Origin of the sequence: Streptomyces blastmyceticus (assembly GCF_039521185.1) — a bacterium.
GTDB lineage: Bacteria > Actinomycetota > Actinomycetes > Streptomycetales > Streptomycetaceae > Streptomyces > Streptomyces blastmyceticus.
The window spans coordinates 119,085-134,383 of the sequence record NZ_BAAABW010000028.1 but is presented as its reverse complement, the minus strand read 5'-3'; the positions used below and the strand labels follow the sequence as shown (position 1 = coordinate 134,383).

Annotated in this window: 19 protein-coding genes and 1 pseudogene; 4 read left to right on the top strand and 16 right to left on the bottom strand. The window is 67.5% G+C overall.

The genetic code is table 11. The features are described 5' to 3' along the window. Positions 1-35: 35 nt before the first annotated feature. A complete protein-coding gene (locus ABD269_RS28300; RefSeq protein WP_344122418.1) occupies positions 36-269 on the top strand; it encodes a hypothetical protein in 234 nt (77 codons plus the stop codon). A 68-nt stretch (positions 270-337) separates the two neighbouring features. Here ABD269_RS28300 and ABD269_RS28295 read toward each other — a convergent pair whose 3' ends face one another. From ABD269_RS28295 to ABD269_RS28265, 7 genes and pseudogenes are all read right to left on the bottom strand, one after another. Beyond that, complete coding sequence (locus ABD269_RS28295; RefSeq protein WP_344122416.1) at positions 338-1,147, bottom strand: aminoglycoside phosphotransferase; 810 nt, start codon at positions 1,145-1,147, stop codon at positions 338-340. A gap of 69 nt (positions 1,148-1,216) precedes the next feature. Then, positions 1,217-1,384 (bottom strand): hypothetical protein, encoded by a 168-nt coding sequence (locus tag ABD269_RS28290; RefSeq protein ID WP_344122414.1) that lies wholly within the window; start codon positions 1,382-1,384, stop codon positions 1,217-1,219. Positions 1,385-1,395: 11 nt separating this feature from the next. Further along, positions 1,396-2,496: a radical SAM protein gene (locus tag ABD269_RS28285; RefSeq protein ID WP_344122412.1), complete on the bottom strand. Its 1,101-nt coding sequence runs from the start codon at positions 2,494-2,496 to the stop codon at positions 1,396-1,398. Positions 2,497-2,619: 123 nt separating this feature from the next. Further along, positions 2,620-2,988 (bottom strand): NUDIX hydrolase, encoded by a 369-nt coding sequence (locus ABD269_RS28280; protein ID WP_344122409.1) that lies wholly within the window; start codon positions 2,986-2,988, stop codon positions 2,620-2,622. A 439-nt stretch (positions 2,989-3,427) separates the two neighbouring features. Continuing rightward, complete coding sequence (locus tag ABD269_RS28275) at positions 3,428-3,625, bottom strand: DUF397 domain-containing protein (protein ID WP_344122407.1); 198 nt, start codon at positions 3,623-3,625, stop codon at positions 3,428-3,430. 11 nt (positions 3,626-3,636) lie between these two features. Further along, positions 3,637-4,254 carry a DUF5753 domain-containing protein gene (locus ABD269_RS28270; RefSeq protein WP_344122716.1) on the bottom strand — a complete coding sequence of 206 codons (618 nt, stop codon included), beginning with the start codon at positions 4,252-4,254 and terminating at the stop codon, positions 3,637-3,639. Positions 4,255-4,293: 39 nt separating this feature from the next. Continuing rightward, positions 4,294-4,488, bottom strand: a pseudogene (locus ABD269_RS28265) (helix-turn-helix domain-containing protein); the annotation flags it as partial. Positions 4,489-4,714: 226 nt separating this feature from the next. Here ABD269_RS28265 and ABD269_RS28260 point away from each other — a divergent pair. Both ABD269_RS28260 and ABD269_RS28255 read left to right on the top strand, forming a co-directional pair. Then, complete coding sequence (locus ABD269_RS28260; protein WP_344122405.1) at positions 4,715-5,194, top strand: ATP-binding protein; 480 nt, start codon at positions 4,715-4,717, stop codon at positions 5,192-5,194. Beyond that, entirely contained in the window at positions 5,191-5,448 is a 258-nt protein-coding gene (locus ABD269_RS28255) for a hypothetical protein (RefSeq protein WP_344122403.1), read from the top strand. Before ABD269_RS28260 ends, ABD269_RS28255 begins: the two co-directional genes overlap by 4 nt. 463 nt (positions 5,449-5,911) lie before the next feature. On the opposite strand, the gene ABD269_RS28250 is transcribed toward ABD269_RS28255, so the two are convergent. From ABD269_RS28250 to ABD269_RS28235, 4 genes are all read right to left on the bottom strand, one after another. Continuing rightward, positions 5,912-6,172, bottom strand: a complete 261-nt coding sequence (locus ABD269_RS28250) for a hypothetical protein (RefSeq protein ID WP_344122401.1) — start codon at positions 6,170-6,172, stop codon at positions 5,912-5,914. After that, the gene (locus ABD269_RS28245; protein ID WP_344122399.1) at positions 6,169-6,429 is read right to left on the bottom strand and encodes a hypothetical protein; all 261 of its coding nucleotides are present in this window, start codon (positions 6,427-6,429) and stop codon (positions 6,169-6,171) included. The genes ABD269_RS28250 and ABD269_RS28245 overlap by 4 nt, the downstream gene beginning before the upstream one ends. Before the next feature lie 26 nt (positions 6,430-6,455). Continuing rightward, positions 6,456-7,286, bottom strand: coding sequence for a GH25 family lysozyme (locus tag ABD269_RS28240; protein ID WP_344122397.1), 831 nt, complete (start codon positions 7,284-7,286; stop codon positions 6,456-6,458). A 76-nt stretch (positions 7,287-7,362) separates the two neighbouring features. Continuing rightward, positions 7,363-8,562: a hypothetical protein gene (locus tag ABD269_RS28235; RefSeq protein ID WP_344122395.1), complete on the bottom strand. Its 1,200-nt coding sequence runs from the start codon at positions 8,560-8,562 to the stop codon at positions 7,363-7,365. Between the two features lie 226 nt (positions 8,563-8,788). Here ABD269_RS28235 and ABD269_RS28230 point away from each other — a divergent pair, with 226 nt between their 5' ends. Beyond that, positions 8,789-9,001 (top strand): hypothetical protein, encoded by a 213-nt coding sequence (locus ABD269_RS28230; RefSeq protein ID WP_344122393.1) that lies wholly within the window; start codon positions 8,789-8,791, stop codon positions 8,999-9,001. A 55-nt stretch (positions 9,002-9,056) separates the two neighbouring features. On the opposite strand, the gene ABD269_RS28225 is transcribed toward ABD269_RS28230, so the two are convergent. The 5 genes from ABD269_RS28225 to ABD269_RS28205 all read right to left on the bottom strand — a co-directional run bounded on the left by ABD269_RS28225 (position 9,057) and on the right by ABD269_RS28205 (position 15,198). Further along, positions 9,057-9,758: a hypothetical protein gene (locus ABD269_RS28225; protein WP_344122391.1), complete on the bottom strand. Its 702-nt coding sequence runs from the start codon at positions 9,756-9,758 to the stop codon at positions 9,057-9,059. Next, complete coding sequence (locus ABD269_RS28220; RefSeq protein ID WP_344122388.1) at positions 9,758-10,786, bottom strand: hypothetical protein; 1,029 nt, start codon at positions 10,784-10,786, stop codon at positions 9,758-9,760. The genes ABD269_RS28225 and ABD269_RS28220 overlap by 1 nt, the downstream gene beginning before the upstream one ends. 91 nt (positions 10,787-10,877) lie before the next feature. Further along, a complete protein-coding gene (locus ABD269_RS28215; protein WP_344122386.1) occupies positions 10,878-11,867 on the bottom strand; it encodes a hypothetical protein in 990 nt (329 codons plus the stop codon). 11 nt (positions 11,868-11,878) lie between these two features. Further along, on the bottom strand, positions 11,879-12,778 hold the full coding sequence (locus ABD269_RS28210; RefSeq protein WP_344122384.1) for a phage distal tail protein: 900 nt from the start codon (positions 12,776-12,778) through the stop codon (positions 11,879-11,881). A gap of 2 nt (positions 12,779-12,780) precedes the next feature. Next, the gene (locus tag ABD269_RS28205; RefSeq protein WP_344122382.1) at positions 12,781-15,198 is read right to left on the bottom strand and encodes a phage tail tape measure protein; all 2,418 of its coding nucleotides are present in this window, start codon (positions 15,196-15,198) and stop codon (positions 12,781-12,783) included. Between the last annotated feature and the right edge of the window lie 101 nt (positions 15,199-15,299).

Sequence of the window (15,299 nt, the reverse complement as noted above, 5' to 3'; positions counted from 1 at the left end):
CACGTGACGGCGAGCGAAAACGGGAGGGATTGCGCATGACGAGCACGCACGACATGACGCACGAGGAACTCATGGGTTTGCCCGTGGCGGTGCCGCTGGAGGTGGCCAACCGCGCTCTCGGGATCGGCCGCACGAACGGGTACCACCTGGCACAACGCGGGGCATACCCCGTCCGTGTGTTGCGCCACGGCCGACAGTACCGAGTAACGCGCTACGACCTGCACCGGCACCTCGGGCTCAGCGCCCCGAGCGGCGAGCAGCCCGCCTAGCCGACGATGGCGATGTGCCCGGCCGACTGCCAGAAGTCGGCCGGGCACACGTGTTTTCAAGCAAGCGGTTACGGCAGGGAGCGGTAGGCAGACCAGCCTCGCGCAGCGTCGCGCATGCGCTCTGTCCATGGGTCGGGCTCGGCGCCGGCAATCTCTTCCCAAAGGTTCGCGTTGGCGCCGGCGAACACATCGACTGCCCGACGGGGGGCGCTCTGCCAGGCTGGGACTCGGGCCGCCCACCCTTCTGCGTTCTCGGGTGTGTGTCCGCCAGCCGCCATCAGCCAGATGACCCAGTAACCGGCGTCGAGCCACGGCGCCCCGCGGGTCGCCCATGCCCAGTCGACGAGCAGGGCCTGCTCACCGGTAACGAGGACGTTCTCGTTGTTCAGGTCGGTGTGCAGCAGGGCGTCGCCGGCGAACAGCTCGGCGTCGGCTTGGCGGTCGACGTAGTCGTGCAGCCGCTGCTCGGCATGGCGTAGCTCGATCTCGGGGCAGGGAACAGCGCTGAGTCGGCGCAGGGTGTCGGCCACCTTGGGGACGTCCGGCGACTGGGGGGCGTAGTCGGCGTGGTGGCCATCGATGGCCTCGAACGCAAGCAGGTGCCATCCGCCGGTTTGGATGTCCCAGAGCAGGGCGGGGGCGATGCCGCGGACGTAGGGGGCGACGTCGGCCTCGCGCTGCTGTGTCCAGACGCGGGGGTGCGTGGTCCGGAGTCCTTTGACGTGGCAGGTGCCGGTCTCGGTGTGGACGCGGGCGGAGATCTCACTGTTGAAGCCGGCGGCCGAGGACTCGATCTTGAGTACGGGGCCGGTGTGCTCCTCGACGGCCGTCTGTACGGCGGTGGGCAGGTCCTCGAACGCGATACGGGTCGTGGGCAAGGTTCCTCCAGTGACGACGAGCGGGCCCCACAGCGTATGAACGCTGCGGGGCCCGCTCAGGGTGTGTGCTTACCGGTACGGGTTGTCGTCGTTGCAGCCGGGCAGGTTGTCGGCGGCGAGGGTCTCGACGTCGTCGACGATGACGACGCCGGTCGGCTCGGGCTCGGGTTGGTTGGGAACCGGCGTGAGGTTCAGGGTGGCCGGTCGGGGGCCGATCTCGACTGGTGCAGTCGTCATGGCGTGCCTCCTCAGTCTCCGTGCTGACAGTAGGTGTTCAGTGGTGCCTTCGCTTCCTGGTACGCCTTGGCGAGCGGTCGGCAGACTCGGCAGGTTGCCGAGAGCTTGCACCCGCTACAGCCACCGGTGCGAAGCATTTGGGCGTCTGCGATGGCGGGCAGACGCACGAGGCCGTCGAGTCCCTCGGTCATGAGGTCGATCGGGTTTTCGCGTCCGATCTTGCACATGGTCGCGCGGCCGTGGGGGTCGACGTGGAAGAACGCGTGTCCGGCGGGGCAGCCTTGGAAGACGGCGGTCTTGTCGAGGTACTCGGGCGCTTGTGTGGCGAGCGGGTCGGGGCCGCCGGCGTAGGTGGGGCTGATGTTGGAGAACTCTTTGTGCGGGGCTGCGTATTGCTCGGCGAGGGCGCGCATTTCCGCGATCTCGTGGGCGTTGTGCTTGGTGATGATGAGGGTGAGCTCGAAGGGGATTCCCGCGTCCCGGGCGGCGTCGAGGCCGCGCATGGTGTTCTTGAACGAACCTCGTCGGCGGGTGAGGCTGTCGAACGATTCGGCGGTGGCGCCGTAGAGCGACACGGTGACCTTGTGCGGCGGCATGGTCGCCAACAGGTCGACGTGTTGGTGCAGTCGGCTGCCGTTGGTCAGGATCTCGATCATCATGCCGAGGGAATGGGCGTGTTGATACGCTGCGCCGAAGTCGGGATCGATCAGCGGCTCGCCGCCGGTGATCTGGAGCCAGAGCACGCCGGCGTCGCGGAGCATGGCCAGCATGCGGAACTTCTCGTCGCGCGACAGGCCGTCGAAGGGGCGCGAGGCGAGATAGCAGTGTTCGCAGTTGTAGTTGCAGCCTAAGTTGATCTCCCACGTGGCGCGGCTGTACCCAAGGAAGGTCACCGGGCGGACGACGATGGCCCGGTCGCTGCGCTCGTCAGCGAGGTTGATGGACCATGCCTTGGATGCCTGCTCGACGAGCCAGGAGGGAACGGGGAGGCGCGCGGCGACGGTGTCGGCGAGCTGCTGGTACATGGCGCGGGGTATCTGCATGCCGGCCCGTGCGCCCGGCCGTACGATCACGTACTTCTGTTCCTGGGGACTCGCGATGACTGCATGCATGGGCCCTCCGGGGATGGTCGCGCTCGTCTCATCAGTGGCCGACCGGCCGCCGCGTGGTAGCGGCCGGTCGGTGGTGCAGTCCCGCCCCGCCCGGAAGATCCCCAGGATGGGCAGAGCGGGGGACTAGGCAGCGCTCCGGGTGATCGCTTTTCCGGCGTACAAGTAGGGGATGCCGCCGAGGCCGCGCTGCTGCGCAGCAGCACGGATGCGCACTCGTTGGTAATCCGACACGAGATACAGAAGGTCCGTGCTGGTCATGAATCGGTACGCGGTGATCTCGGGCTCGGTCGCTGAGGGCGCAGCAGAAAGCGTAATCGACCGGACCTGAGCGCCAGTCAACATTCCGCCGTCAAAGACGATGTTCAGCCCTTCTTTGGCGCCGGTCGACTCGTTCTCGGGCACGTGATCGAAGACGAGCGCCGGCCCCGGCGTGATATCCAGGCCGAGTTTCGTGCGCGCGTTGTACGCCGCCGCCCTGGGTGCTGTCTCCATGCCAACTGCCATACCGCCCAGGAGTGTCCACCGGTTATGGCGTCCGGTCTTCACCATGAGGACATCGTCGGCGTCATTGGTGATGTACAGCCTCCCTGTCAGGCGGCGCTGTGGTGGTGCGGTCCATCTCTTGTCCAACTCCCAGGGCAACGCGAACACTTCCCTTGCTGGTGAGGTGTGCTCGCTCCCCTCTCGGGGGTGCGAGGGGAGCGAGCTACTCGGGGAGGCTCCCCGAACCATCCTCAAGGCGCGGGGAGTTGACCACCGTGTCGGGCTCGATCTTGCCTGACCATCGTCCGGCGCGGCGGCGCAGGGGGAGAACGTAGCGCCGTCGCCGCTCAGGGGGCAACAGTGATGCCGGAGCTATATTGCCTTCTGTCTCTACTGGCATATGCGTGAGCCCCCCACCTGTGGAGACGGGGGGCTCAGTGGTTGGCGATCATCCGATCAGGTGGTCGAACTCGCCTGCCTTGACGCCAGCGACGAACGCGGCGAGCTGATCACGAGTCAAGGTGACGACAGCCTCGGGTGCTTCACTCTCGCGTACCTGTATGGAGTCCGCACCCGCTCGTATTTCCATGCAATTGTTGCCGCCCCCGCCACAAAAAGACGATCGCTGCCAATTGGTTTCCGGCATTCTTAGCCCTTTCACAACGTTTGCGCGATCTCTCTGATCAGGTCGCGCGACTGCTTTACGGGTAGGGTACGACTTTCCATGGATGAGAGCAGGTCTCGATAAGCGTTGAGTTGTGACTCGGCATCCAAGAAGAGTCCGCCGTGTGCCGAATCAAGGTGAATCGTGTCGAGCTGCGGCACAGGGCCGCCGGCGTGCAGGACCGCTTGCCCAGAGCCAGCGAAGCCGTCAGATTCGAAGGTCATCACCAGGATCGTGCAGTTCGGGCGTTCCGAGAGGGACAAGAGGTGTTCTAGCTGCTTGCGGGCCAGCTGGGGGCCACCGAAGCGCATTCTTAGAGCGGCTTCATGGATTATGGCTGTGAATTGAGGGCCGCCTGCGCGATCGAGGATTTGCGAACGGCGAACCCGATGGGAGATCCTGGCCTCTACGTCGGCCGGTGTGAGTCGTGGGAAGGTGAATTCGAAAACCGCTCTTGCGTAATCAACGGTTTGAGTGAGGCCAGGCAGGTGGGCGATCTGGTAAGTGTGGAGAAACGTTGCTTTGCTCTCCAGCTCCGTAAGATCAAGGAAACCTGCTGGCAGGATTCCGCGGTACTCCTCCCACCATCCCTTGGTACGTTCCTTCACCATGCCAACCAGGGCATTGACGTACGCCTGATCTGTGCACCCGTAGCCGCTCGCGAGGACGCGGAGTCGGTCTGGCCCGACGCCTGATCTCGCAGTCTCCATGTGTGAAATCTTCGTGTGGTCGATCCCGAGGAGAACCGCAGCTTCGCGTGCAGTGAGACCTGCGCTCTCGCGCATTTTGCGCAGCTCTGCGCCGATTCGTTGCTGACGGGCGGTCGTGACTGTCCTTGGCGGCATGGCAGCAGTTTCCCGCAGCGAACGACGAGGGTCCACAGGGATCAACAGTGTTCCCAAGTGGGTGTCAACTTAGCTCCCCATGCTCTATGGTCCTGTCAGCACCGCGCAGCACGCCGGGAAGACCCGAAGTGCAGCCGCCTGCATGCCCGTTGTGGGATCCCGGGAGGCGGCCGAGCCACGGACGGCGGTTCCGCGCAGGTCCAGTGACCTCGTTGGGAGAGACGCAATGAGTACAGCGACGCTCAGCAGTCCCCGCACCACCACCGAGCAGCAGCCCGAGGAACACCCCGCCCAGACCTACCGCATCACGGCGCCGGCCGTGCCGACCACGGTACGAGTGGTGCGCGACGCGGTCGCCGCCGCCCTGATCGCCAACGGGGCCGGGTCCTTAGCCGAGGACGCCCGCCTGTGCGTCTCGGAAACCGTGACCAACGTCGTGAGTCACGCGAGGGTGCCGCACCTCGACGTCGAGGTGACGGTGCACACCGACCGCGCAGTGATCGCGGTCCGGGACTCCAGCACCTCCGGCCGCCTGCCCCTTGCCCGGGCCGTCAGCACGGACGACGAGAGCGGACGGGGCCTGCTGCTGGTCTCCCGCATCGCCGCCCACTGGGGCGCCCAATGGGCATGGGACCAAGACGGGATCCGACTCATCGGCAAGCGCGTGTGGTTCGAGCTGCGCACCGACCGTGCGGTGAGCGCGTGATCAGGGCGCAGCAGTTCACGGTCTGCCGCATCGGCCGCAAGAACCGGAACGCCGACTACTGGCTGCACTTCAATCACAAGACCCTCGTGGAGATCCCCGAGCGGGTGGCCCGCGAGCTGGCGTACGAACTCGCCGAACACGTCGGGCTGATGGTGCACCCGGCCGTCGAGAACGAGGGCCGTGTCGCCCGCCGTGCCCGGATCGTCCGCCGCGTTCGGATCGTCCTGCGAGGTGGGTCTCATGTACGGGGGTGACCCGTGGCCGGTGATCGTTGCCGCCGGCGTACTGATGCTCACGGTGGGGTTTCTCTTTGCCCTCGTCATGTGGTGGTCGATGCCACCGGCGGGCCGGGCGTTCACCCCGCCGCCCGTGGACGCTCCGGGCAAGAAGTTCGACTGCTACTGCTTCGACCGGCCGGTGAGCGTCCTCGTGATCGATCCCGCACAGGTCACGATCACGCACAGGGCCAAACACGCCCGGCGGCCAGCCCGTTGGTGGCGTCGCATCCGTCCTGCACCGCCCGGTCACGAGGGGGCGGGCGGTACAGGAAGGGGGAGACCTCCCGCGCCGGTGCTGACCTCATAGGCGTACCCGCCCGGTGAATCCCCCTGGGCAGGGCCCGGCCAGCGGCGGCCGACCGGGCCCTGCTTCATGCCCTGAAACGCAAAAAGGCGCCCCCGCCCCGGCACACAGCCGGGGCGGGGGCACATCTGCGTTTCAGCGGGTCGTCTGCCAGATAGAGAGGAGGAGCGCGGCGAGCGCGACCAGGGCGGCGAGGCTCGGCAGCGGCCAGCGTGCCCGTTCGAGCTCGGCGACGCGCATATCGAGATCGACGATACGGCCGTCGGTCTGGTCGCTGCGCTGGACGAGTAGTGCGAGCTGTCCGTCGAGGCGGGCGAACCCGACCTCGACGGATCGGTGCAGCCGCTCAAGCTCAAGCGCGACCGGCGTCGGGTCGGGCTGCGGGGGCGTGGTCATCTGGTGTCGCCCCGCGGGTGGTCGAGCGCGTGCAGCTCGTCGTCGGGGTGGGCGGTGCGCAGCCATGCGGGCATGAGGGCCTGGACGCCGGGCAGGGCCATGACGCGGGCGAGGCCGCCGGCCACGGCGAGTGCGCCGGCGACCCATGGCAGGGTGGCGGGGATGCCGGACGCGTCGACGATGGCGGGGAGCAGGACGGCGAGGGCGACGGCGGTCTGCACGACGGTACGGATCGTGCGGCGGTTGGCATCGGTCATGCGGGATTCCTTTCGGATTGTGGGGTTCAGACCTTCGGGACCTTCAGCGCCGCCCACTGGCGCGGTCCGAGCCACCCGTCGCGGTACTGCGGGGCGTCGCCGAGCTTGATCTGAAACAGGCGGGATGACTCGACGTCGGCATCGGTCATCTGGGGGCCGGGGCCGATCTCGTACGCGTCGCACCCCTCTTCGACGAGCCGTTCGCCCATCGCGGTGATGATCGGCGAGGCCGGGTAACTCCGGAGCCACTCAAGGCCGGGATAAGGCTCGTACTCGGGCTCGCCGTCGTCCTCGGTGGCATCGGCCCACCGGCGCAGGGCGGCGAGGCTGGGGAAGTCGGCGACGTTCCGGTCGAGGGGCTCGTCGGTGTACTGGTGAAATGTCCAGTTGTGCAAGATCCGCGGGTTGCCGGCACGGACATAGTCGGCGATCCATAGGAAGTCGCCTGCGTTCGAATCCGCGTCGACGGTAAGCCAGTTGGAACGGTCGCTGTAGATCCCGACGCGGTGCCCAGGTGCCTTGGCCTTGACGTGCTTGAGCCATGCGGCCCGGTAGGCGCGGGCGCGGGAGTCGCTTACGTCCTGCCCGTACCACTCCCAATCCAGGATCAGGACGTCACCGGGAACGAGGTTGATCTGATCGAGGAAGAAGTCGGCCTCCTCGACCGGGTCATTGCCGATGTGCGGGTAGTGGTAGAAGCCCACCACGAGCCCGGCGTCGCGCGCCGTCTGCCTCTGCCGGACCCACTTGGGGTTCACGTACGAGAGGCCCTCGGTGATCTTGATGAACACGAACGAGAGGTCGTCTGTGTCGTAGTCGCCCGACTGGTACGAGCTCACATCGATGCCCTGCAACATAATGGGATTGCCTCCAGATGTAAGAAAAGCCCCGGCGTGGTGCGCGGGGCGGACGGTCGGTGAAGGGTGGCGGGGGTCAGCCGATGGCGGCCCAATAGCAGGTGCTCGCCTCGGTCATGTCCCCGAGCGCGAGTGAGGCGGGCAGGCTTGTGAGGGTGGTTGACGATGTCTGTAGCCACCGGTAGACGCCGGTTGCGTCGGCCACCCGGGCGCCCGACGTTGTTGCCGTCGCCGCCCAATTCGTGGCAGCGAGGAGCGGCACGGCCGCCGTGCCGGTGCCCTTGATCAAAATCGCTACGTAGTAGCTGCCGGGCGCAAGGCTGACCGTAGCGGACAGCGGCAGTACAGCCGTCTGCCCGCCGATGTTGTGCGTTTCGGGGAGCGACGAGGTGACGTTCGCCGTTGCCGCGACGCGAGCGAGATTCTTGTCGTAGATCCCCAAGTAGGCGGCCGAAACAGTGCTGTTGGGCTTGTCGTAGCCCATGACATGAACAGCAATCTTGCTGATCCCTGCGGCCGACCGGAGCGGGACGCCGACAAGATACAGACGCCCGGCCTCGGAGGGCGGATCACCCGGAGTGCGGGAGCTCGCGGCGAGGTCGTACGCCCATGCCTTGTACCCGAAGTCGTCCGGCAGCCACACCCCGGCCGGCCCCGCGGCCGCGCTCGGGGGCGGGAGCTGCGTGGTGGGTACTTTTCCGCCGGCGTCGAGTGCGGCGACGCCGTTCGCTGCGCCGCGGGCGCTCGCGGCGAGGGCGCCGACGTCGGTCGCGGTGAGGGTGACCGAGGCGGCGCTGCGCCCGTTGACGGCCTGGACGACGCCGGGCGGGCCAGTGGGACCGGCGGGGCCGCGCTCGCCCTGGGGGCCGGCGGCGCCGCGGGGGCCGATGAGGGACGTGAGCCAGTCTGCCGGGGTGCCGCTGTAGCCGTTGGCGAGTGCGACCTCGTACGCGGACTGCCCCCGGTCGCCCTTCTCGCCGCGCGGGCCCTCGACCGGCACGTAATTCGGCTTGGCGGGATCGGTGGGGGCGACGTCGGCGAGGTCGACGCGCGGCTGCTTGGCGGGCAGCAGGAGTTGATAGGTGCGGCCGGCGGGGATGCCGGACAGCGCCTCGGTGACGGTGTACGACCATCCCGCGGGGTCCATGCCGGGGGCATCGGTCGCGGGCAGGGTGGCGGTGAATTGTCCCTGCGCGTCGAGCTGGGCGACGACGGGTCCGCCGAGGATCACATCGGCGGCGGGGAAGGTCAGTTGGGCCGGTGCGCGGACGGTCACGGATCCTGAGAGAGGCTGCCCGGTGGGGCTGAGGAAACGGGCGGTCACGGTGACGGTGGGGATGGAGTCGGGCAGCAACGCGGGATTTCTCCTGGGTCTGGTCGGTGGCTCGGTGCGAGGAGGGTGCTCACTCCTATGGCGTACGTCTGAGCTGCGGGTGGGCAAGCAGGGGCGCAGGCTTTCGGGAGAGGCATGCGTGTCCCTGCAAGACTCCTGAGGAGGAGACATGAGCAAGCGGAATCACAAAGGATCGGCCCAGCCGTCAAAGGGCGCGGAGAAGGACGCGGGCGGTTCGGACCCCATCGTCGTGCAGAGCTACCCCAACCCCCTGCCGGACTCCTCCCGTAAGAGGAAGAGTGGGTCGGAGTCCAGGGAAAACGGCGTGATGTTGCAGAGCTACCCCAACCCCTTGCCCAAATCCTCGCGCAAGAAGAAGTGAGGGCAGCCACGGGCGAGCCGGGGTCGGGATCTCCTGGTTGACCCGGCGTATGGGTTCAGGTCTGGCGCCCGTAGAGCATCTTGGGCTGTACGTAAACGGATCCGGTTCCGCTGGTGCGGCGGGCTTCGATGGCTACTTCGACGACGCTGCCGATTTCCGCGCAGGTGAAGTCCGTATGGTCGAATTCGCTGCCTGCGGTGATGGCCGGTCCCCATATGCGGTCGTTGACCTTCACGCGGACCTCGCCCGCGGTGCCGTTGTCGGCAATGGTGTGGCAGTACAGCCGGATCTTTGGCTGATAGACCGGGTTGAAGGACTGGGCAACCAGCGTGAAACTGCCCGAGTTGGTCTGTGGCCACCGGATCGGGGCGGCATCTTGCGGAGGCACGAGCGTGAGCCAGGGATAAGCAATCCCGCCGGTTGCGACGTCGTCCGCCCAGATCTCATGTCCGCGGGAGTCGAACAGACGCAGGGGCTGGGCCTGGCCGTCGGTGGTGCCGTTCCGGACGGTCATGGCAGCGGTGCCGTCCTGTCGTTTGAGCGAGACGCCGTACTCGCCGTTGCCCCAGAAACCCACGCCGAGGATCTGCGCACCGGTGGGGGCGAACACGCCGAAGGACCCGCCCTCGCCGATCTTCACGTTGCCTTTGCTGACTTGGTCCATGGCCGGGCGGATCTGCGAGCGGCCGGCGAGCTCGCGCACCTGCCGTTCGAGTTCCCTGATGCGGTCAAGGAGATCGAGGGGGACAGCAGCCATCAGGCGGCCTCCAGATACAGGCGGACGGTCTCGGCGCGCCCGCGTTCGGGTGGGGTGATGGCGAGGCCGACGATCCTGTACCGGCGGTCGAGCGTCTCGGGCCACCACAGATCCCGGATGCGCAGACGCACGGTCGCGCCGAGCAGAGCCGGGGTGATCGAGCCGTCCACGCGCACGGTGATCTCGGGAATCGTGAGCGGTACGCGGGCGCGGGCATGGTCAGCTCGGGCGTGGGCGTCGAGGGTGGCCTGCTCGATCACGGTCGAGTAGTCGCTGCTTCCGTCGAGGCGTGGCCAGCCAGCGGCGATGTCCTCGTCGGCGACGAGCAGCTCGGACGTGATCGGGTGCGATTCCGCGGCCTGGTTGCGGTTGTCGGTCGCGCCTCGGGACTGCCATGCGTTCGCCTGCGTGGTCGCGTCGACGGGCCATGTGTAGGAGAGGACCGGGCCGGGGTGGTCGAGGACGATCTCGGATGTGCCCGTACGGATCGGCGACCCGAGTTGCAGCTCTTTGACGCGCCGTCCCGAGACCGGGTCGCGGTATGCGGCGATGCGCCACTCGAACCCGTTCTCGACCGACGAGAGTTGGTTGATCAAATCCCGAATGCGGGGCAGGTCGTAGCGGCTGTACGTACGGTCGCGGAGCACGCCGGAAGGCGCGGCATCGTAGGTGATGCCGATATCGCCGCCGGGGGTGTTCTGCACGTAGTTGATCAGGCCGCGGGCGATGTCGTACTGATCAACGCCGGTGGCGATCTGGGTGTCGGCGAGCATGCGGTGATCGAGGTACGAGTCGAACGTGCCAGCCTGCACCTGCACGGACAGTTCACCGCGCGTGCTGCTCGCCACGCGAGCAGTCCATAGGATTCCGCCCCACCAGATTTCGCGCCCGCGCTCGACCCATACCGCGGTACGGCCGGGCTGTACGGCGCTGCGGATACGGGCCGCGAGTGCGGCGTTGGGCACGGGGATGGTGGCAGACATCGATCCGGTTTTGCCGATGTAGTCGTCGAGCGCGAGCTGCTGCACGGGCACGACGTCGAGCAGTTGGTCGGTGCGCAGGTCACAGAGCAGGACCCGGTACGCGGGGGCGAGAGAGATGGCTCACCCCCTGGTCGTGCTAGTCGATCGTGTACGTCACGCCGTCCAGAGAGATCCATTGCGGGAGCTCGACGAACTCGTACGTGCGGACGTTGCCGCCGGGCTGGATTTCGACACGGCAGACGCTCGGCGCCTTGTTGCTCTGGTCTCGCGGACTCGACCACGCGAATTCCTTGTTTCCTGCGGGCCGGGCTCCGGCGGGGAGGGTGAGGATGGTCGCGCCGTTGGGGATCGTCGATCCCGCCTTGGTGGGGCCGATGCGTCCGCGGAGCATGACGAGGGGGCCGATGCGGCGCCAGGCGGCGGGCATGCCGTGCCCGGGGTGACCGTAGCCGCCCCAGAGCGTGAGCGGCTGCCACCCGGAGTCGTACGGGTAGGACTGCCACGTGCCCGCGGTGGTGGACCAGCGTTCGAGGGCGCCGCCGTTATCGCGGTACTGGCCGTCGTAGGCGCCGGGGAAGGCGAGGCCCCAGCCGCGGGGGATGATCCCGCCGGCCGCGGCGGTGTACCGGCGCCGGTCGGCGAGCGCACTCGCCCAGTTGATCCCGCCCACGCCGGCTGATGTTCCGGCGGGAACGCTGATGTCCCACAGGCGCAGTGCCGCAGCAGGCATGGCGGGCGGGACCGGGGTGGCGGTCGGGATGCCCTGGATGATCTCGACGCGGGCGAGAGGCTGTGTTGAGGTGTCGTACCCGGGGTCGAGGATGCGCAGCACGATGGAGTCGATGCGGGCGTACTGTGCGTCGCCGTCGATGATGGTGAGCGTCTCCGGGGCGGTGACCGCGACCGGGTACGCCCCCTGTGCGACGGTGCCCTGCACGATGGCGCGGCCGACACCGATCTGCACCTGCATCGGCGAGACACCGGCCGCAGCGAACGGCTGTCCGCCCGCGATCACGCCGTCGCGGCTGGTCATTTCACCGGAGGGTGCCATCACGCCCAGCGGCGTCAGGCGGGTGTCCTCGCGGGTCTGCCCGAGGGGGAGGTGCCACGCGGAACGAACGGTCATACGGGGGTCTCCTACCAGTAGGCCGAGCGGTACCGCAGGACAGCGGACGCGCGGGGATCGGATGAACCGGGGGCCGCCCGGACGGCGAGCGGCGTCGTCCCCGGCGTGAGGACGAATGCTTGTTCAGGGATGCTGCGGCTGGTCGCTGTATCGAGTCGTGACGCGGTTCCGTTGAGCGTGACGGTGCCGGCCGCGGTGTCGACGAGCAGCACGTCGGCCGCATCGAGGACGATGTCGTACTCGATGACGTCGCCATTGCTCACGTTCGTCAGACTCGGCCGGTCGACAGGCCCGCGGAACTCCACCACGGGCGCGGCGGGTGCGTCGCCCTCGTTGGTCACGGCCATACCGCCCGTGCTGCCCGGTGCGCCGAAATCCAGCGGCCACACCAGCCCCTCGCCGGGGGCGGGATGCCAGTCGAGGCCGGGCTCGGGCCGCGGCAGACGCGCCTCGACGCGCTGCTCGACGAGTGAGTACCGGCGCGGGTCGGTCGCCTCGAACAGCAACGCCCCGCCCTCGGCGACACCGATGCGGTACCCGGTCGTCACGGGCACGCTGCGGCGCAGACAGCGTGCCCAGCACATCAGCGCCGGTGCGTCGTCCAGCTTGATCACGAGCGGTATCTCGTCCTCGCGCAACGCCGTGGAGGCGGACAGGGTCCGCACCGCGGCGCTCATGGCGCCGGGCTCGGTCCGGATCACCACATCGTTCACGGTGATCGTGCGTGTCTGAGCGAGCAGCCGGCCCGGATAGGCCCCGTGCCCGTCGGCGCGGGCGACGGCCCCCGAGTCGTTCCCGGGCGTGTCCTCCCACCCCGTAACGCTCTTCCAACGGACGGGGGTTCCGGGGCCGAGCAGCAGGTCGCCGTACTGGATATGCCCGGGGAGGCTGACCAAATCACCCGCGGCCATGGTCACCCCCTCTGCTTCATCTGCCAAGCGAGCGCAGCCGCGGTCTGATCGGCCGTCGAATTGCCCGCGTGCCAGTTCTCAATGTGGACAGCGGGGCCCCAACTGCCGCCCCCTGTACTGCTCATGGCGGGAGTGCCAGCGGTAGCGAACTGCGGGGATGCCGGGACGGTCACGAGATTCCGCATGGTGCGGTCGACCGCGGGTGTACCGGCCTTGATGCCTTCGACGACACCGGCCGGAATGTGCTTGCCGATCTGGTCACGCATGAGACGGCTCGGCGAGTGAATCCCGAGCGCTCGGGCGATCGGTCCGGGAATCATGTCCTTCGCCCAGCCCATGAGGGTGGAGCGCAGCCACGATCCCATGGACTGAATTCCGCGCCACAAGCCGCGGACCAAATCGCCGCCCTCGTCGTAGAGCATCGTTCCGAAGTCGCCGAAATATCCGGCGATTTCGTCGGGGAGTCCGCTGACGTAGTCGAGCATTTCCCGGGCCTTACGGGAAGTGCCCTCCTTGATGGCTCCCCAGTTCCTGATGATCACACCGAGAACGGGCCAGTCCCTGAAGAAGTCGGCGATCTCGCCGGGGATGCCCTCAATCCAGCCTGTGATGGCATCCCAGATGGCGACCGTACCGGCCTCGATGTCATCCCAATGCTTGATGACGCGCCCGACGACCGTCCAGTTCAGGAAGAAATCCAGGATCCATTTACCAACGGCCTGGATCTTTGACCAGACCCAATCCCACGCGGCAGATGTCGCGGAAACCACGGTGTCCCAGTTGGCCACCACGAGCACAACGAGGCCGATGATTGCCGCAGTGATCCACCCCACGGGACCCATGGCGATCACCCACGCAGCAGCCATCCGCGCGCCCTGAATCAGGCTCTGTGTGCCCATGAGCACCCATGCACCGACCACTCGCAGTGCGGTGGCGCCGGCCGCGGCACCCTGCGCCACCCACCCCCCGATGATCACCAGGTTGGTGGCCAGGAAGCGCACGCCCGCGGTGGCGCCGGCCGCGCTCTGCGTCGCCCAGCCCGTGACCACTGCGACGGTTGTTGTCGTGGCCTGCGCGCCCAGCGTGATCAGCGTGGGCAGCATCACCAGCGTGATTACGGTCGCGGCGGCGGTGAGCTCCGTCTTGTGGTCCGAGACGAATTTCGACGACGCGGACCACGCCTTGCCGAGTCCGCCCGCACCTACCCAGTCGGCGAGTTTCTCGACAATAGGAATCACCCTGCCGCCGATGACGGCTACGGCCTTCTGCTCAAGGGCGCGCTTGAACACCTCGATCTTCGTCGATGCGTTGTCGCGCATGGCGTCACCGGCTTTATCGGTGGCGCCCTTCACCTGCCCGAGGGCATCGACCGCATGTGCCGGGTCGAGGGCGAAAATTGCCTGCTGCATGTCCTCGAACTTCGTACCGAAAAGACCGAGAGCGATCTGCGATTTCTTGGCTGGATCCTCAACACCCCGGAGTTTCGTGATGACTTCCTCGAAAGCCTTACCGGCGGCCGGTCCGCCCTTCTGGAAAACCTCCTGCATCTTCTCGCCGGAAAGGCCGAGATCGGTATACGCCTGCTTGGTGGTGTCGCTCATCCCCTGCGCTTGTAGGGTGAACTCTTTCAGGCTGTCGGCGACGACGTCCGCATCGCGCGCGCCGCCCTTGAGGCCCTGCGACATGAGCCCCATCGACGTCTGCGCGTCGAGGCCCAACTGCCGGAATTCAGTGGGGTATTCCGCATAGGTGTCGAGCAGGTCCTCAGCCGCGTTGACGCCCGACTGCGTGCCCTTGACGAGCACGTCCATAGCCTCATCGGCGTTTTTCGCGATGCCAGTTTTCAGCATCACACCGACCGACCGCGAGACCTTGCCGACGTCCTCGCCCATCACAGCCGCCGTATCGGCGACCTTCCGGCCCATCGTCTGTATCTGGTTCTGCGTCGCCTCCGGCGGCAACAGGCCATTCTGCGCAATGCCCTTGAGGACTTCGGCGCCGTCCTCGACCGAGTCGACGATCGCCCCGGAATACAAGGCGCCCGCCGCCTTGCCGTACTGCGCGGCAACTGGGCCCGAACTGCCGAGCTGAGCCTGTAGCTTGCCCTGGACCTTCCCCTGATCGAGGGCCTGCCCGATCCCGCCCATGAGCGCGGCACCGATGCCGATTCCGACCGCGGCCGCGGCGAACCCCTTCAAGGCCTTCTCCATAAGGCTCTTGGCTTTGCCCGAGCCCCGGTCGGCGCCCTCGGCGACACCGTCGCCGAGCTGCTGTCCGGCCTGCTGACCGGAGCGCGCGGCATCGGCCGCCATCTGATCGCCGCCCGCCCGCACCGCGGCCTCGGCACGGCGGACGCCGGCGGTCGCGGGGGAATCGTCGACTGACAACGTCGCCATCAGTTCGCCCACGCGCAGCGCCATAGCTCATCACCTCCGGGCGGTCGTGCAGCCCGGAAGGGCGGCCTAGTCGGGTGAGGGCGTGAGCACGCGGGCGAGCCGGGACTCAGCAGAGAGAAGAGCGA

What these genes read in the sequence shown, in the direction of transcription:
- ABD269_RS28270 (WP_344122716.1), bottom strand. Translation starts at nt 4,254, where the DNA reads ATGGTGAAGGAACGTACCAAGGGATGGTGGGAGGAGTACCGCGGAATC.
- ABD269_RS28210 (WP_344122384.1), bottom strand. Translation starts at nt 12,778, where the DNA reads ATGGCCGCGGGTGATTTGGTCAGCCTCCCCGGGCATATCCAGTACGGC.
- ABD269_RS28250 (WP_344122401.1), bottom strand. Translation starts at nt 6,172, where the DNA reads ATGACCACGCCCCCGCAGCCCGACCCGACGCCGGTCGCGCTTGAGCTT.
- ABD269_RS28225 (WP_344122391.1), bottom strand. Translation starts at nt 9,758, where the DNA reads ATGGCTGCTGTCCCCCTCGATCTCCTTGACCGCATCAGGGAACTCGAA.
- ABD269_RS28240 (WP_344122397.1), bottom strand. Translation starts at nt 7,286, where the DNA reads ATGTTGCAGGGCATCGATGTGAGCTCGTACCAGTCGGGCGACTACGAC.
- ABD269_RS28300 (WP_344122418.1), top strand. Translation starts at nt 36, where the DNA reads ATGACGAGCACGCACGACATGACGCACGAGGAACTCATGGGTTTGCCC.
- ABD269_RS28280 (WP_344122409.1), bottom strand. Translation starts at nt 2,988, where the DNA reads ATGGAGACAGCACCCAGGGCGGCGGCGTACAACGCGCGCACGAAACTC.
- ABD269_RS28230 (WP_344122393.1), top strand. Translation starts at nt 8,789, where the DNA reads ATGAGCAAGCGGAATCACAAAGGATCGGCCCAGCCGTCAAAGGGCGCG.
- ABD269_RS28215 (WP_344122386.1), bottom strand. Translation starts at nt 11,867, where the DNA reads ATGACCGTTCGTTCCGCGTGGCACCTCCCCCTCGGGCAGACCCGCGAG.
- ABD269_RS28290 (WP_344122414.1), bottom strand. Translation starts at nt 1,384, where the DNA reads ATGACGACTGCACCAGTCGAGATCGGCCCCCGACCGGCCACCCTGAAC.
- ABD269_RS28260 (WP_344122405.1), top strand. Translation starts at nt 4,715, where the DNA reads ATGAGTACAGCGACGCTCAGCAGTCCCCGCACCACCACCGAGCAGCAG.
- ABD269_RS28245 (WP_344122399.1), bottom strand. Translation starts at nt 6,429, where the DNA reads ATGACCGATGCCAACCGCCGCACGATCCGTACCGTCGTGCAGACCGCC.
- ABD269_RS28205 (WP_344122382.1), bottom strand. Translation starts at nt 15,198, where the DNA reads ATGGCGCTGCGCGTGGGCGAACTGATGGCGACGTTGTCAGTCGACGAT.
- ABD269_RS28275 (WP_344122407.1), bottom strand. Translation starts at nt 3,625, where the DNA reads ATGCCGGAAACCAATTGGCAGCGATCGTCTTTTTGTGGCGGGGGCGGC.
- ABD269_RS28285 (WP_344122412.1), bottom strand. Translation starts at nt 2,496, where the DNA reads ATGCATGCAGTCATCGCGAGTCCCCAGGAACAGAAGTACGTGATCGTA.